The sequence below is a fragment of the Streptomyces sp. GDS52 genome (assembly GCF_052246875.1).
Taxonomy (GTDB): Bacteria; Actinomycetota; Actinomycetes; order Streptomycetales; family Streptomycetaceae; genus Streptomyces; species Streptomyces cathayae.
In genome coordinates, this window is record NZ_CM125966.1 from 5,760,532 (window position 1) to 5,776,030 (window position 15,499).

14 protein-coding genes are annotated in these 15,499 nt (G+C 73.2%); 3 read left to right on the forward strand and 11 right to left on the reverse strand.

The features are described 5' to 3' along the window. Window positions 1-27 precede the first annotated feature (27 nt). Complete coding sequence (locus tag ACTWJ9_RS26265; protein WP_443294838.1) at window positions 28-1,080, forward strand: aminotransferase class V-fold PLP-dependent enzyme; 1,053 nt, start codon at window positions 28-30, stop codon at window positions 1,078-1,080. A gap of 162 nt (window positions 1,081-1,242) precedes the next feature. On the opposite strand, the gene thpD is transcribed toward ACTWJ9_RS26265, so the two are convergent. From thpD to ACTWJ9_RS26290, 5 genes are all read right to left on the reverse strand, one after another. After that, window positions 1,243-2,154 (reverse strand): ectoine hydroxylase, encoded by a 912-nt coding sequence (gene thpD, locus ACTWJ9_RS26270; protein WP_279336741.1) that lies wholly within the window; start codon window positions 2,152-2,154, stop codon window positions 1,243-1,245. Window positions 2,155-2,160: 6 nt separating this feature from the next. Beyond that, the gene (locus tag ACTWJ9_RS26275) at window positions 2,161-2,559 is read right to left on the reverse strand and encodes an ectoine synthase (protein WP_055627584.1); all 399 of its coding nucleotides are present in this window, start codon (window positions 2,557-2,559) and stop codon (window positions 2,161-2,163) included. 139 nt (window positions 2,560-2,698) lie between these two features. Next, the gene (gene ectB, locus ACTWJ9_RS26280; protein ID WP_279336743.1) at window positions 2,699-3,970 is read right to left on the reverse strand and encodes a diaminobutyrate--2-oxoglutarate transaminase; all 1,272 of its coding nucleotides are present in this window, start codon (window positions 3,968-3,970) and stop codon (window positions 2,699-2,701) included. Between the two features lie 85 nt (window positions 3,971-4,055). Continuing rightward, window positions 4,056-4,562, reverse strand: coding sequence for a diaminobutyrate acetyltransferase (gene ectA, locus ACTWJ9_RS26285; RefSeq protein ID WP_443294839.1), 507 nt, complete (start codon window positions 4,560-4,562; stop codon window positions 4,056-4,058). A gap of 448 nt (window positions 4,563-5,010) precedes the next feature. Continuing rightward, window positions 5,011-6,114 (reverse strand): pyridoxal-phosphate-dependent aminotransferase family protein, encoded by a 1,104-nt coding sequence (locus tag ACTWJ9_RS26290; RefSeq protein WP_279336745.1) that lies wholly within the window; start codon window positions 6,112-6,114, stop codon window positions 5,011-5,013. 478 nt (window positions 6,115-6,592) lie between these two features. On the opposite strand from ACTWJ9_RS26290, the gene ACTWJ9_RS26295 reads away from it, so the two are divergent. Next, entirely contained in the window at window positions 6,593-7,690 is a 1,098-nt protein-coding gene (locus ACTWJ9_RS26295) for an amidohydrolase family protein (protein ID WP_443294840.1), read from the forward strand. Between the two features lie 196 nt (window positions 7,691-7,886). After that, a complete protein-coding gene (locus tag ACTWJ9_RS26300; RefSeq protein WP_443294842.1) occupies window positions 7,887-8,975 on the forward strand; it encodes an SCO1860 family LAETG-anchored protein in 1,089 nt (362 codons plus the stop codon). Between the two features lie 154 nt (window positions 8,976-9,129). Here the strand turns inward: ACTWJ9_RS26300 and cobC are convergent, their stop codons facing one another. The 6 genes from cobC to cobM are packed head-to-tail and all read right to left on the reverse strand — an operon-like array spanning window position 9,130 to window position 15,444. Continuing rightward, window positions 9,130-10,209 carry an Rv2231c family pyridoxal phosphate-dependent protein CobC gene (gene cobC, locus ACTWJ9_RS26305; protein WP_443294843.1) on the reverse strand — a complete coding sequence of 360 codons (1,080 nt, stop codon included), beginning with the start codon at window positions 10,207-10,209 and terminating at the stop codon, window positions 9,130-9,132. Beyond that, window positions 10,199-11,113, reverse strand: coding sequence for a sirohydrochlorin chelatase (locus ACTWJ9_RS26310; RefSeq protein ID WP_279336749.1), 915 nt, complete (start codon window positions 11,111-11,113; stop codon window positions 10,199-10,201). Before ACTWJ9_RS26310 ends, cobC begins: the two co-directional genes overlap by 11 nt. Continuing rightward, a complete protein-coding gene (locus ACTWJ9_RS26315) occupies window positions 11,110-11,697 on the reverse strand; it encodes a precorrin-8X methylmutase (protein WP_279336750.1) in 588 nt (195 codons plus the stop codon). Before ACTWJ9_RS26315 ends, ACTWJ9_RS26310 begins: the two co-directional genes overlap by 4 nt. After that, on the reverse strand, window positions 11,694-13,385 hold the full coding sequence (cobJ, locus tag ACTWJ9_RS26320) for a precorrin-3B C(17)-methyltransferase (RefSeq protein WP_443294844.1): 1,692 nt from the start codon (window positions 13,383-13,385) through the stop codon (window positions 11,694-11,696). The genes ACTWJ9_RS26315 and cobJ overlap by 4 nt, the downstream gene beginning before the upstream one ends. Further along, window positions 13,382-14,629, reverse strand: a complete 1,248-nt coding sequence (gene cbiE / locus ACTWJ9_RS26325) for a precorrin-6y C5,15-methyltransferase (decarboxylating) subunit CbiE (protein ID WP_387037206.1) — start codon at window positions 14,627-14,629, stop codon at window positions 13,382-13,384. Before cbiE ends, cobJ begins: the two co-directional genes overlap by 4 nt. Further along, a complete protein-coding gene (gene cobM, locus ACTWJ9_RS26330; protein ID WP_279336753.1) occupies window positions 14,626-15,444 on the reverse strand; it encodes a precorrin-4 C(11)-methyltransferase in 819 nt (272 codons plus the stop codon). The genes cbiE and cobM overlap by 4 nt, the downstream gene beginning before the upstream one ends. Between the last annotated feature and the right edge of the window lie 55 nt (window positions 15,445-15,499).

The window sequence follows — 15,499 nt, forward strand, 5'->3', positions numbered from 1 at the left end:
GAGGATCCGGGACCGCAGAGTGGGCCCATGGAGACCTTCGCGAACCTCGTCCGTGCCGAGTTCACCCCGAAGAACACCTTCCTGAACACCGCGAGCAGCGGCCTGCTGCCCGCGCGTACGGTGACCGCCCTCGAGGAGGCCGTGCGGCTGAGGGCCGAGGGCGGCCCGCTGGATCCGCTGTTCGACGACGTCGAGGCGTGCCGGGCCGCCTACGCCCGGCTGGCCGGCGTCCCCGTCGAGCGCGTGGCGGCCGGCGCCACCGCCGCTCTCTGCACCGGGCTGATCGCGGCCGCACTGCCGCCGGGCGCCGAAGTCCTCACCGTCGAAGGCGACTTCGCCTCGGTGCTCAATCCGTTCCACGTACGCGGGGACCTCAAGGTGCGGGCCGTCCCCCTGGAGCGGCTCGCCGGGTCCGTCCGTCCGGACACCGCCCTGGTCGCGGTGAGCGCCGTGCAGTCCGCCGACGGCCGGATCGCCGATCTGCCGGCGCTGCGGGAGGCGGCCGGGGAGCACGGCGCGCGCACCTACGTCGACTTCTCCCAGGCGGCCGGCTGGCTGCCGGTCGAGGCCGGCGCCCACGACTACTCCGTCTCCATCGTCCACAAGTGGCTGCTCGGCCCGCACGGGGCGGCCTTCCTCGTCGTGCCGGAGGACTTCGGTGGGCTGACCCCGGTGCAGGCGGGGTGGGTCGCGGCGGAGAGGCCCTGGGACAGCTGCTACGGGCCCGTCACCGAACTCGCCTGCTCGGCCCGCCGGTTCGACGTGAGCCCGGCCCTGTTCACCTACGCGGGACTGCGCGCCTCCCTCGAACTCGTCGAGGAGATCGGTGTGGAGACGATCCACGCCCATGACCTCGCCCTCGCCGACCGCTTCCGGGCGGGGCTCGCCGCGCTGGGCCACGAGCCCGTGCCTGCACCCGGCTCGGCCATCGTCTCCGTGCCGGAACTGGGCCGTCTCGAGGCCGAGTTGGACCGGGCCGGCCTCACTCTGTCCGACCGGGCCGGCCATCTGCGGGCGTCCTTCCACCTCTACAACACCCCGTCCGACGTGGACCGGCTGCTGGACGTCCTGTCCGGCTGACTGTCCGGCTGAGCAGGCCGGGGCCCCGCACCGGCCCGGTCCCGCACACGGCAGCAGGCCGGTGCCTCCCCTACCGCACGAGGAGGACCGGCCCGCAGTCGCGGCGCGCACGTCACGCGTTCGCGGCACCTGTTCCAGGTCCCGCTGCTCCAGGTTCCGCGCTCACCTCACCGGTGTGAAGTCCCGTGCCCCGATGTACTCGGGACGCCGGATCGGCGCCGCGAACGGCTCGACGGCCGTGTTGTCGACGCTGTTGAACACGATGAACACATTGCTGCGCGGGAACGGCGTGATGTTGTCCCCGGAGCCGTGCATGGCGTTGCAGTCGAACCACGTCGCCGAGCCGGCCGCGCCGGTGAACAGCCTGATGCCGTACTCGGACGCCAGCGCGGTCAGTCCCTCGTCGGAGGGGGTGCCCGCGTCCTGCATCTGCAGCGACTTCTTGTAGTTGTCCTTCGGTGTGGCCCCCGCACACCCGAGGAACGTCTTGTGCGACCCCGGCATGATCATGAGCCCGCCGTTGGTGTCGAAGTTCTCGGTCAGCGCGATCGACACGGACACCGTCCGCATCCGCGGCAGACCGTCCTCGGCGTGCCAGGTCTCGAAGTCCGAGTGCCAGTAGAAGCCACTGGCCCCGAAGCCCGGCTTGACGTTGATCCGGGACTGGTGGACGTACACGTCCGAGCCGAGGATCTGCCGGGCCCGGCCGACCACCCGCTCGTCGCGGACCAGCCGTGCGAACACCTCGCTGATCCGGTGGACCTCGAAGACCGAGCGGATCTCCTTGGACTGCGGTTCGACGATCGACCGCTCGTCGGCCCGGATCGCCGGGTCGGCGACCAGCCGGTTCAGCTCGTCCCGGTAGACGGCGACCTCGTCCTCGGCGATCAGCCGATCGACGGCGAGGAAGCCGTCACGCTCGAACGACCCGAGGTCGGCCGGCGTGATCGGGCCGGGCGCGTCCGGGGCGCCCCAGACGACCGGGTCCTGCCGCGGGGTGATGACCTCGGCCGAGCCGCGGGTGGGATAGAGGTCGGGGACGTGCGTCTCGGTGCTGGGGGTCACGGTGGTCATGGAACCTCACACCTCCTCGGTGAGCAGCGGGTATACGCCGTTCTCGTCGTGGTCCTCCCGTCCGGTCACGGGCGGATTGAAGACGCAGATGCAGCGGAAGTCCTTCTTCACCCGCAGCGTGTGCTTCTCGTGCCCGTCGAGGAGGTACATGGTCCCGGGCGTGATCGTGTGCGTCAGCCCGGAGTCGTGGTCGGTGAGCTCTGCCTCTCCCTCCACACAGACGACGGCCTCGATGTGGTTGGCGTACCACATCGACGTCTCCGTACCGGCGTACAGGACGGTCTCGTGCAAGGAGAACCCGACGTTCTCCTTGGCGAGGACGATGCGCTTGCTCTCCCAGGTGCCCGACGCGGACTTCACGTGTCGGTCGGTGCCCTCGAGCTCCTTGAAGGAACGGACAATCACGGTGCTGCGATGCCTCCTTGGTCATGGTGACGGTGGTGACGGTGCCTGCGGGCCGTCCGGACCCCGGGCCGAAGCCGGGGCCCGGACGGTTCGACAGGCGGTTCGGGCGGTTCAGGCGGCCCAGGCGGTTCGGGCCGGTTCAGGCGGTCTCGCGGACGGCGCGGGCCAGCGTCCTCAGCCCTTCGTCCAGCTCGTCCGGGGTGATGGTCAGGGCCGGGAGGAGTTTGACGACCTCGCTCTCCGGGCCGGAGGTCTCGATCAGCAGCCCGAGCTGGAAGGCCCGCGCGGCGATCCGCCCCGCGCGCTCCTTGTCGTGGAACTCCATGCCCCACACCAGCCCGCGACCGCGGTACTCCTTCACGTCGGCGCGGTTCTCCTCGGCGATGGCGACCAGTGACTGCTCGACCTGCTCGCCGCGCGAACGGGTCTGCTTCTCCATCGCCGACCCGTCGGCCCAGTAGGCCTCCAGGGCGGCGGTCGCCGTGACGAAGGCCGGGTTGTTGCCGCGGAAGGTGCCGTTGTGCTCGCCCGGCTCCCAGACGTCCAGCTCGGGCTTGAACAGGGTCAGCGCCATGGGCAGGCCGTAGCCGCTGATCGACTTGGACACGGTGACGATGTCCGGGGTGATGCCCGCCTCCTCGAAGGAGAAGAAGGCGCCGGTGCGGCCGCAGCCCATCTGAATGTCGTCGACGATGAGCAGCATGTCCTGGCGTGCGCACAGCTCGGACAGGGCGCGCAGCCACTGGGGCCGGGCGACGTTGATGCCGCCCTCGCCCTGCACGGTCTCGACGATCACGGCGGCCGGCTTGTTGAGGCCGGAGCCCTGGTCCTCCAGCAGCCGCTCGAACCACAGGAAGTCCTCGACCGTGCCGTCGAAGTAGTTGTCGAACGGCATGGGCGTGCCGTGCACCAGCGGGATACCGGCCCCGGCCCGCTTGAAGGCGTTGCCGGTCACGGCGAGGGAGCCCAGCGACATGCCGTGGAAGGCGTTGGTGAACGACACGATCGACTCGCGCCCCTTCACCTTCCGGGCCAGCTTCAGTGCCGACTCGACGGCGTTGGTGCCCGTCGGGCCCGGGAACATGACCTTGTACGGCAGGTCGCGCGGGCGCAGGATCCAGTTCTGGAAGGACTCCAGGAACGCGCGTTTGGCCGTCGTCGACATGTCGAGCCCGTGGGTGACGCCGTCCCGCTCCAGATAGTCGATCAGCGCCCGTTTCAGTACGGGGTTGTTGTGGCCGTAGTTGAGTGAACCGGCTCCGGCGAAGAAGTCGAGGTACTCGTGGCCGTCCTCGTCGTACATGTGGCTGCCGTGTGCGCGGTCGAAGACGGTGGGCCAGCCACGGCAGTAGCTGCGCACCTCGGACTCAAGGGTCTCGAAGACGCTCAGATCGGGCTGGGTGATGGTCACGACGAATCGCTCCTCGATGGCGTGGGAGGTCGTAGGGAGTCGGGATCGGCGGAGTGACGCACTTCTTCGTGCGCGGGGCCGGAGGTCAGGGGGTGAGGGGACCGATGCGGTACAGCACCTCGGGGTCGTGCGGTCCGTCGGGGAACCGGTCGGCCTCGAACAGCACCTCGCGCTCCAGCCGGGCGCCGTGGCGTTCGGCGAACGCGGTGAACAGACGCTCGGAGGCGGTGTTCCCCGGGGTGATGGTGGTCTCCACGGTGTTCACTCCGTGTTCCGTGGTGGTCCGTGCGACCAGACCGTCGAGCAGAGCGGCGGCCAGACCACGGCCCCGGTGCGCCTCGTCCACCGCGACCTGCCAGACGAGCAGGGTGTGCGGGCTGTCCGGCCGCAGGTAGCCGGTGACGAAGCCGATCGGCTCCCCGCCGGCGTCGCGTGCGACGGCCGATGTGGCGGCGAAGTCCCGGCACCACAGGAGATAGCTGTACGACGAGTTCAGGTCGAGGGTTTTCGAGTCCCTCGCTATCCGCCACAATGCGGCTCCGTCCGCCAGGGCGGGGCGGTCGATCTGCGGGTCTGCTTGAGCGGCAGTCATGTGAATTCAACTTACCCAGGTAAATTCGAAAATGCATCGGCTGCCGGGGTTACCTGGTGGCTTGAACTATGTTATCGCGCGGGCGTGAAGCCGCAAGCGGGACCTCGGCGAGATGCCCCGTTTTGCAGTGAATACAAGGCGCAAATCGGTCGCGCTGTGGAGCTGGTCACAAGTACGTAACTCCCGTGAGGGGGCCCCGGATGTGCCGCTTCACGCCCCGCTGAATCGGTGCGTTTAGGTTCGAGAAAAGCGGGCAGAAGAACGTGGGAAGCTGCTCTGGAAGATTGTATTGAAATAAGCGGGAGAATGCCGGGCAATAGTGCCCCTGATTACTTCCGGTAATCCTGTGGAATTCGCGATTCGGTCACCCGTGGCCGGTCGGCCGCTCATGTCCCCGTCGCGCCGCCGGCACACTCCCGCTCCGCTCCGGAGCCGTCCCGCGCGGGGCTCACCGCCAGGCGTCGTCGGCCGCGCTCAGGGCGCCCTGCACGTCCACCGTCAGGCCCTGCCCCGCCAGCGCGGTGCCCAGCGCCGCCAGGCTCGCGCGTACCGCGCCCCGGGTCGCGTCGGAGCCGTAGTGGTTGACGCGGATCATCTCCTTGGCCAGTGCCCCGCCCCCCGCGGCCAGCGGGAGCGCCGGGTCCACGGCCAGGGCGCGGGCCACCAGCTCCGCGGCCACCGTGCCCGACGGGGCCCGCAGGGTCGTGGCGACCGGAGCCGCCTCGGACGCCTCGTGGACGTACGGCACCAGGCCGCCGCCCAGCGCGAGCGCCCCCGCCCGCGTCGCCGCGGCGGCCGCCGCATGCCGCCCCGTCACCGTGTCCAGGCCCACCGCCTCGATGCGCTCCACGCACGCCTGAAGCGCCAGCATCTCCAACTGGGCCGGCGCGTGCGGCAGCGCCGTACGGCCCCCGTCGATCCAGCGCTCCTTCCAGTCCAGCAGCGACAGGTACGAGCGGCGCGGCGCCCGCGGGTTCGCCGCCATCCGGGCCCACGCCCGCTCGCTCACCGACACCGCCGACACGCCCGCCGGACCGCCCATCGCCTTCTGCGCCCCGATCACGCACAGGTCCACGCCCCACGCGTCCGGCAGCACCGGCTCCGCCCCGACCGACGCCACCGCGTCCAGGTAGAACAGCGCCCCGTGCTCCCGCACCGCCTCGCCGATCTCCGCGACCGGGTTGGTGTTCCCGGTGGCCGCCTCCGCGTGCACCAGGGAGACGAAGTCGATCTCCGGATGTCCGGCGAACGCCTCGCGGATCTGCCCGGCCGTCACCGCGGTGTGGAACGGCACCGCCAGGTCGATCACCGTGGCGCCGCAGTCCCGCAGCCAGTTTCCGAAGGTCTGCCCGTAGGGGCCCGTGACGACGTTCAGGGCGGTCGTGCCGGGGCCCGCGGCCGCGCGGATCGCGCCCTCCAGCGGCAGCAGCGCCTCACCCTGCATGATCACGACGTCCTGCGTGGTGCGCAGCAGCCGTGCCACGCGGTCCTCGATCGAGGCGAAGTGCGGGGCGCTCAGCGGGGCCAGACCGAGGAAGGGGTGGGTGCTCACGGCGGTGCTCTCTCCAGATCGCGGCTTCACGCCCTCGTGCCGCCACGAGGGCGTGCCTGCACGAGGTCGTGGGGGTACACGTGCGAGCGTACGGGAGCCCGTCCGACGCCGGATTCCCCGGCCGGACGGGGAGGCGGAGACCCCGGACCGGGTGGGCCCGTCCGGGTGGCGGCTCACTGGAAACCTCCGAGGACGCTTCCGGCTTCAGTCGGGGGATGAATCGGAGTCCTGCGGAGCAGGACAGGGAACGGGATTTCGCCCAAAAGGTGAAAGACCGCCCGGATGGCCGGGTAGGCTGAGCGCCGTGCGTCGCGAGAGCCAAGCACGCTCAACTCCTTTGTCTTGAATGGGCAACCGGGCAGGTTCCGTCCCGGCTGGTGCTGAGAGCGTCAGACTCGTTCGCTTGCTGAGTGAATGAGCTGCTTGAGCCAGGAATCCCCCTGCTTCAGCTGGGGGAGGGTTCAATAGGGTGCGGTGTATGAGCGAACGCGCGGTGCTGCACGTGAAGGGCCGGATCCTCGTCGGGCCGGACGAGAACCAGGTCCGCGACGAGCTGTGGGTGGTCGACGGGCGGATCTCCTACGACCGCCCCGGCACCGCCCGGGACGTCCGGACCGTCGAGGGCTGGGTGCTGCCCGGCCTGGTCGACGCCCACTGCCATGTGGGCCTCGACCGGCACGGCGCGGTCCCCGCCGAGGCCGCGGAGAAGCAGGCGCTCACCGACCGCGACGCCGGCGCCCTGCTGCTGCGGGACGCGGGCTCACCCTCCGACACCCGCTGGATCGACGACCGCGACGACCTCCCGAAGATCATCCGGGCCGGCCGGCACATCGCCCGCACCCGCCGCTACATCCGCGACTACGCCTGGGAGGTCGAACCCGACGACCTCGTCGCCTACGTCGCCCAGGAGGCCCGGCAGGGCGACGGCTGGGTCAAACTCGTCGGCGACTGGATCGACCGCGACCTGGGCGACCTGTCGGCCTGCTGGCCGCGCGGCGCCGTCGAGGCGGCGATCGCCGAGGCGCACCGGCTGGGCGCCCGCGTCACCGCGCACTGCTTCGCCGAGGACTCCCTGCGGGACCTGGTCGAGGCCGGCATCGACTGCGTCGAGCACGCGACGGGCCTGACCGACGACACCATCCCGCTGTTCGCCGAACGGGGCGTGGCGATCGTCCCGACCCTCGTCAACATCGCCACCTTCCCCGGCCTGGCCGACGGCGGCGAGTCCAAGTTCCCGCGCTGGTCGGCCCACCTCCGCCGGCTCCACGAACGCCGCTACGACACCGTGCGCTCCGCCTACGACGCCGGCATCCCGGTCTTCGTCGGCACGGACGCGGGCGGCACCCTCCCGCACGGCCTGGCGGCGGCCGAGGTCGCCGAACTGGTCACCGCCGGCATCCCGCCCGTCGACGCCCTCGCGGCCGGCACCTGGGCCGCCCGGGCCTGGCTCGGCCGCCCCGGCCTGGAGGAGGGCGCCCCGGCCGACCTCGTGGTCTACGCGTCCGACCCGCGCGCGGACGTGCGGGTGCTCGCCGACCCGCGCCGGGTGGTACTGAACGGGCGCGTGGTCGGCTAGGAACCGCTGCCCGGCGGGCGAAACCCGCCCACCGGGTGACGTGTGGGCGGTGGTGGGGAACAGTCGTGCCCCAGGATTCGAATGTGTCGGCGGACCCGCCACGAAGGAGTGAAGTGTCCTCGGATCGCTGACGGTCGTCTCCCGGGACGGTCATTCTTTCCGGGTCCCACTTACGTCTCATGGGGGTCCCACCACCTTGAACAGCACCAACTTCCGCATGCCCGCACGCCGTTGGTCCGCCGTCGCCGCGGCCACCGTCCTCGCCGCAGGTCCTGCGGCGCTGGCCGGAGCGGGTCCCGCGCAGGCCACCGGGGAACACGGCAGCGCGAGTGCGGCCGTCCTGCGCGCCGGGTTCGACGTGGCCCTGCTCGACAAGAGCGTGAACGCCCCGCTCACCGTCTCCCTCAACGAGGTCCGTGCGCCGCAGAGCGCCCAGAAGACCCTCCTCACCGCGGACCTGGAGGGCGTCGACAAGGGCCGCCCCTTCAGCGTGCTGCGCGCGGAGGTGGCCGACGCGAAGGCGACGGTGGAGGGGAACCGGGCCGAGTCCTCCACCACCCTCGCCAAGGCCCGGGTCCATGTGCCCGGACTGCCGCTGCTGTCGCTGATCGAGCTCGAGAAGGTCACCTCCAGGGCCGTCTGCGAGACCGGCCGGACCCCGCTCGCCTCGGTCACCCTGCCCGGCTCGGTGACCGTGCTCGGCAAACGCGTCAGGTTGACCTCCGAGGGCACCACCGAGGTCACGGTGCCGGGCGTCGGCAAGGTCCGCCTGGACCTGTCCAGGACGGAGACCACGTCCCGCACCGCCGCCGCCACCGCGCTCCGGCTCGAGGTTGCCGTCGACCCGCTGAAGCTGAACGTCGCCGAGGTCGACGGCACCGTCACCCTGGCCGAAGCGAAGTGCGAGGCCCCCGGCGCCCCGGCCGAGCAGCCCGCAGCCCAGGCTGAGAAGCCCGGCGCCCCGGCCGGGCAGTCCGACGCCCCGGCCGGGCAGCAGGCGGCTCCGGCCGAGGTCCCCGCCGCTCCGGACGCTTCGGCCGATGAGCCCGCCGCCCAGGCCGGGAAGCAGGCGGCGTCGGCGGAGTCCGAGGAGTCCAGGACCGCCGACGTGCAGCCCCAGGGCGCGCGGGCCGGACAGGCGGCCTCCGCCGAGAAGGCGGCCGGGGCGGACCTGGCCGAGACGGGCAGCGACTCGACGACCCCGTACGTCGCGGGCGCCGCCGTCGTGCTCCTCGCGGCGGGCGGCGCGGGAGTCGCCCTCTCCCGCCGGGGCCGCCGCACCTGACGCCGGACACCGGCATACCAGCACACCGGTACACCGGTACATCGGTACACCGGTATGTCGACGGGGACCGGCGCTCCCACCGCCGGTCCCCGCCGTACCCACCGGGACACACCGACGGCCGCTCCCTCCCCGCGGGCCGCGCGGGGAGGGCAGGTCAGCCCGCGTCCAGCGCCCGCTCCAGGGCCCCCAGGAACGCGTCCGTGGTCCGCCGGTCGCGTACCGCGAGGCGCAGCCACCGCTCGTCCAGCCCCGGGAAGGTGTCTCCGCGGCGCACCGCGAAGCCGAGGTCGCGGAGCCGGTGGCGTACGGCACTCGCGTGCTCCAGCCGGAGCAGCACGAACGGGGCCTCGGCGGGACGCACGACACTCAGGCCGTGCGCGGCGAACTTTTCCAGCCCCGCGAGCAGATGGGACCGGTCCGCGGCGATGCGGTGGGCCGCCCCGGCCGCCTCCGCCAGCGCCCCGGCCCCCACGCACGCCTCGGCCGCCGCCAGTGCGGGGGTGGACACCGGCCACAGGGGCTGCGCCCGCTCCAGTGCCGTGACGGTCTTTGGCGCGGCCAGGACGTAACCGATGCGCAGCCCCGCCAGCCCCCACGTCTTGGTGAGGCTGCGCAGGACCACCAGGCCCGGTACGTCCGTCCGGCCGGCCAGCGCCTCCCGCTCGTCCGGCACCGCGTCCAGGAACGCCTCGTCCACGACCAACAACCGCCCGGGGCGGGCCAGTCGGGCGATCGCCGCGGCCGGGTGCAGCACCGACGTCGGGTTCGTCGGGTTGCCGATCACCACCAGGTCCGCGTCCTCGGGGACCATCGCCGGATCCAGCCGGAAACCGTCCTGCGCGCGGAGCAGCACCCGCTCGACGGTGTGCCCCGCGTCCCGCAGGGCCGCCTCCGGCTCCGTGAACTGCGGATGCACCACCACCGGCCGGCGCACCGGCACCGCCCGCGCCAGCAGCACGAACGCCTCCGCCGCCCCCGCCGTCAGCAGCACCCGCTCCACCGGCAGCCCGTGCCGCGCCGCCACCGCCGCCCGCGCCGCCCGCCCGTCCGGGTAGGCGGCGAGACCGGTGAGCGAGGCGGCGATGCGCTCCCGCAGCCACGCCGGGGGCGTGTCCGCGCGGACGTTCACGGCGAGGTCGACCAGCGCGGCGCCGTCGTCACGGACCTCGGCGTCCCCGTGGTGCCGCAGGTCGTGCACCGCCGTCGGTGCGGCGGCCTCCGGTTCAGTGCGCATGGGAGTGCGCGTGACCGTGCCCGTGGTGCCCGTGATGGTGGTGGCCGTCGTCGTCCGGGTGGAAGTGCGGCTGCTGCGGCGCCCCGACCTTGTCCTCGAAGCCCGGCAGCGCGATCCGGTACACGCAGCTGTCGCAGTTCATCCGCAGATCGCCCTGCACGGCCTCCGTGTACCGCTCCATCACCAGGTCCAGCAGCTCCGGCTCCGGCCCGATGACGTCCGCCGACCGCACCTCCGTCTTCGGGTGCGCCGCCGCCCACTGCTCGGTCTGGTGCCGCACCCGGTCCGGCAGGATGCCGGTGAACAGGAAGTACGGCAGGACGACGATCCGCCGGGCGCCGAGCCGCGCGCACCGGTCGAGCCCGCTCGGCACGTCCGGCGCCGCCAGCGACACGAACGCCGTCTCCACGGCCCCGTAGCCGCGCCCCTCCCACAGCAGCCGCGCTGCCTTGAACACCTCGGCGTTGGCGTCCGGGTCCGTCGAACCGCGCCCCACCAGCAGCACCGTCACCTCGGCGGGGTCCCAGGAGGGATCCACCGCCTGCCGAAGCCGCCGCTCCAGCACGTTCAGCAGGGCGGGGTGCGGGCCCAGCGGACGGCCGTAGCTGTACGAGATCCCGGGGTGACGCTCCTTCTCACGGGCCAGCGCCGCCGGGATGTCGCCCTTGGCGTGCCCGGCGGACACCAGCATCAGCGGCACGGCGGCGAATCGCCGCACCCCCTGGCCGACCAGCTCGGCGACGGCCTCGCCCAGCGGCGGCGGGGACAGCTCGATGAAGCCGCCCGCGACCGGCAGTTCGGGGTGACGGCGCCCCAACTCCTTCACGAAGTCGCGGAACGCCTGAGCTCCGGCGTCGTCCCGGGTGCCGTGTCCGGCGACGATCAGGGCGGGCGGGGTGGTCACAAGGTCTCCTCAAGTGAAGTGGGGTGGTACAGCAGGGCGTTGAGCGCGGCTGCGGCGACCGCCGAACCGCCCTTCTCGGACACGTTGCTCACCGCGGGCAGTCCGCTCTCGCGCAACGCGGCCTTGGACTCGGCCGCTCCGACGAAACCGACGGGCAGCCCGATGACGAGCGCGGGGGAGGCGTCCAGGGTCAGCAGCTCCTCCAGGGCGGTCGGCGCGCAGCCGATCACCCACAGCGCCCCGGGGCCGACCTCCTCGTACGCCAGGCGCATCGCGTGCGCCGAACGCGTGAGTTCGGGCCCGGCCTCGGCGTCCTTGAGACGGCAGACGGTCCCGCGCCGGGTGATCCCGGCCGCGACCATCTCCACGTCCACCACGACGGGCGCCCCGGCGTGCAGCACCGCGTGCGCCTTCGCCAGTTCGCCCTCGTCCATGACGAGATCGTCCGCGTACGCCAGATCGGCCGAGGAGTGGATGACCCGCTCCACGACCGCCCGGGTCAGCGGCGGGAAGTGCCCGGTGTCCAGCCGGGCGCGCAACCGGCGGAAGGACTCCTGCTCGATGGGATGGACCACACGCCTCACCGGGACTCCTCCTGCCAGCGGTAGCCGCGCGGGGTGACCATGCGCCCCGCGATCTCACGGGTCGCCGTGTTGCCCACGGTCACGACCGTCATCATGTCGACCGTCGCCGGGTCGAGCGCGGCGAGCGTGGTCAGGCGACTGGACTCGTCGACGCGGGACGCGTTCCGGACGACACCCACCGGCGTCGTCGGCTCCCGGTGCCCGGCGAGGATCGCCAGCGCCTTCGGCAGCTGCCAGTCACGGCCCCGGCTGCGCGGGTTGTAGAACGTCACCACGAGGTCCGCCTCGGCCGCCGCCCGCACCCGCCGCTCGATGACCTCCCACGGCGTGTGCAGATCGGACAGACTGATCGACACGTGGTCGTGGCCCAGCGGCGCGCCCAGGATCGCCCCGGCCGCCAGCGCCGCCGTCACCCCCGGCACCCCGACCACGTCGATGTCGTCGGACGCCTCGGCGAGCGCCGGGGAGGCCATGGCGTACACGCCCGCGTCCCCACTGCCGATCAGCGCGACCGCCTGCCCCCGGCGGGCCTCCTCGACCGCCGTGCGGGCCCGCTCCTCCTCCGCACCGAGCCCGGACTCCAGGACCCGGGTGCCGGGCCGCAGCAGATCGCGGATCTGGTCGACGTACTGGTCGAGACCCACCAGCACGGACGCGCCCCGCAGTTCCGCCCTCGCCCGCGGGGTCAGCAGGTCCCGGGCCCCCGGCCCGAGCCCGACCACCGCGAGCCGCCCGCGCCCCGGCCGCCGTACGACGGCACAGGTCGCCATGGCCGGCTGCCCGTCCGCACGCTCCGACTTCCGCTTGGGCACCAGGAGTTCACCCCCGCGCACCAGCGCCGCGGCCTCCGCCACCGACGGGGTGCCCACGGCGGCGAGCGGCGCGTCGGAGGGGTTCGGCACCTCGACGCGCGCCAGCTCCCCGGCGGGGTACGCCACCAGCGGCACACCCAGCCGCCGGGCCGCCTCCACGATGCCGGGCTCCTCGGACTTCGCGTCCACGGTGGCCAGTTCGGCGAGCGACGCGGCCGACAGACCGGCCTCCCGCAGGGCGCCCTCGACCAGCGCGAGGACCTCCTCGACGGGGGCGCCCTTCGAGGCACCCACCCCGACCACCAGGGTGGGCGGCCGGAGGACCGCCTCCCGCGGCCCCGCCCCGACCAGCCGGTCCGTGAGACGGATCGTGTACGCACCCTCGTCCGCGACCGGCAGCGGGGGCAGCGGCCAGACCACGTCGGCGCGCAGCGCCACCGGCTCACCGTCCAGCAGGGCGCGCGACACGGCGGCCACGTCCCCCTCCACCGGGAAGCCCAGCGTGTCCAGGCCGGGCAGCCCCGCCGCGTCGGTCGCCGTGGTCACCACCGGCTCGGCGCCCAGCACCTCGGCGACCCCACGCGCGAGATCGTTCGCCCCGCCGCCGTGCCCGCCCACCAGGGAGACCGCGAACCGGCCGCCCTCGTCGACACAGACCACGCCCGGGTCGCTCGCCTTGTCGTCCAGCAGCGGTGCCACCAGCCGCACCACGGCACCCGTGGCGAGAAAGCACACGAGCTGCTCGCACTGCGCGAACGCGGCCCGTACGGCGTCCCCGACGGGACCCTCGTACACCCGCGTACGGTCCGGCCACGCGGCGGCCAGTCGGTCCCGCGCGGCGGCTCCCGCCGCGGTGGCGGAGATGAGGCCGATCACTGAGGGGCTCCTTCGATGTCGGTACGTGCCGGGGGTCTGGAACCCCACAGCAGGAAAACGGGATTGGCCGCCGCCAGCCGGGTCACGTCCCCGGGCAGCGGCGCCAGCCGCGACGACTGCAACAGCACCCCGTCGCAGGTGAAGCCGGCACCGGCCAGCGCCTCGCGCACGGCCGGCACCCGGTCCAGGGCGGCCAGGGCGACGACGACCGTGCGCCGCGCCCGCCGCGCACACGCGGTGACGATGGCGGGCAGCTCCCGCCCGCCCCCGCCGACGAACACGGCGTCGGGGTCCTCGAGATCGGACAGCACGGTCGGCGCCTCCCCGTGCACCACGTGTACGTCCACCCCGTGCGCGAGGGCGTTGGCACGGATCCGCCCCACCCCGTCCGCGGTCTTCTCCACCGCGGTCACGGCGGCGCCCAGCCGGGCGCACTCCACGGCCACGGACCCCGAACCCGCGCCCACGTCCCACACCAGTTCGCCGGGGCGCGGCCCGAGCCGGGCCAGCGCCAGCGCCCGCACCTCGAACTTGGTGATCATCGAGTCCCGGTGGGCGAACCCCGCCTCGTCCAGCGCCCAGCCGGCGGGCGGCGTACCGGCGCCCGCGACGGTCCGTACGGGACCGAGACCCCGCGACTCGTCCAGGCACAGCACGACGCTGACCGCCGGACCCCAGTCCCGTGCCGCCGCGGCGGCGGGCGTGACCCGCTCCACCCGCTCCCGCCCGGGATCGCCCAGCGCGGAGGCGACGACCAGCACCCGGCCCAGGGAGTGCCGGGCCAGCGCCGCCCCCAGCTCCGCCGGACCGGCCCCCGGCCCCGTCAGCACGGCGACCTTCGGGTGGGCCCGGCACAGGTTGACGGCCGTCCGCGGATCCCGGCCGTGCGCGCTGACCACCACGGCGTCGTCCCAGGGCAACCCGACCCGCGCGAAGGCGGTGGCGACGGAGGAGACACCCGGCCGCACGTCCAGCAGCTCGGACCCGAACCGCTCGGCCAGCGCCCGCACGATCCCGAAGAACCCCGGGTCACCGGAGGCCAGCACGACCACCGGACGCTCCTCGGCGACGTACTTCCCCACGGTGTCCAGCGCGGGAGCCAGCGCCCCGAGGACGACCCGCTCGGCCCCCTCGGGCAGCCGCACGGCGTCCAGGTGCCGCCGCCCGCCCACCACGAGCTCCGCCCCGGCGAGCACGGCCTCCTCGACCGGCGCCCCGGTCCCCGTGCCGACGACCGTGATCACGTGCTCGCACCCCGGGTGCGCAGCGCCCTGCGGGCCTCGGGGTCGGCCTTGCGGTAGCCGTGGAAGTGACCCGGGTGGTACAGGTGCGAGCGGGTGCCGCGCGCGTCGAGGGCGGGACCGACCAGGAACAGCGTGTGCTTCCAGAGCTTGTGCTCCTTGACCGTCTCCTCCAGCGTGCCGATCGTGCACTTCACGACCAGCTCCTCCGGCCAGGTCGCCTGGTACGCGACCACCACCGGCGTGCTCGTCGGATAGCCGCCCTCCAGCAGCTCCCGCACCAGCTGCCCGCTGCGCGCGGCCGACAGGAAGATCGCCATGGTGGTGCCGTGCCGCGCGAACTCGCGGACCTCCTCCCCGGGCGGCATCGGCGTCTTGCCGCCGCCGAGCCGGGTCAGCACCACGGACTGCGCCACCTCGGGAATGGTCAACTCCCGCTGCGCCAGCGCCGCGACGGCGGAGAAGGACGACACACCCGGCACGATCTCGGTCGTGATGCCGAGCTCCACGCACCGGTCGAGCTGCTCCTGCGTGCCGCCCCAGAGCGCAGGGTCCCCGGAGTGGATCCTGGCCACCCGCAGCCCCTGAGCGCGGGCCCGCTCGTACACGGCCACGACGTCCTCCAGCGACATCGTCGCCGAGTCGAGGACCTCGGCGTCCTCCCGCGCATGCTCGAGGACCTCCGCCTGGACCAGGCTGGCGGCCCAGATCACGATGTCGGCCTCGGCGATCGCGCGCGCGGCGCGCAACGTCAGCAGATCGGCGGCGCCGGGGCCGGCACCGACGAAGGTCACCTTGCCGGTGGGGGCATCGGCCATGGGGAAACGATCCTCTCCTGCGGGTTCTGCGAGTCCTGCGGGTTCTGCGGTTCGT

Bases quoted from the DNA above. Each gene is read 5' to 3' on its own strand.
- thpD (WP_279336741.1), bottom strand. From the start codon at position 2,154: ATGACCACCGTGACCCCCAGCACCGAGACGCACGTCCCCGACCTCTAT.
- cobC (WP_443294843.1), bottom strand. From the start codon at position 10,209: ATGCGCACTGAACCGGAGGCCGCCGCACCGACGGCGGTGCACGACCTG.
- ACTWJ9_RS26265 (WP_443294838.1), top strand. From the start codon at position 28: ATGGAGACCTTCGCGAACCTCGTCCGTGCCGAGTTCACCCCGAAGAAC.
- ectA (WP_443294839.1), bottom strand. From the start codon at position 4,562: ATGACTGCCGCTCAAGCAGACCCGCAGATCGACCGCCCCGCCCTGGCG.
- cobM (WP_279336753.1), bottom strand. From the start codon at position 15,444: ATGGCCGATGCCCCCACCGGCAAGGTGACCTTCGTCGGTGCCGGCCCC.
- ACTWJ9_RS26295 (WP_443294840.1), top strand. From the start codon at position 6,593: ATGAGCGAACGCGCGGTGCTGCACGTGAAGGGCCGGATCCTCGTCGGG.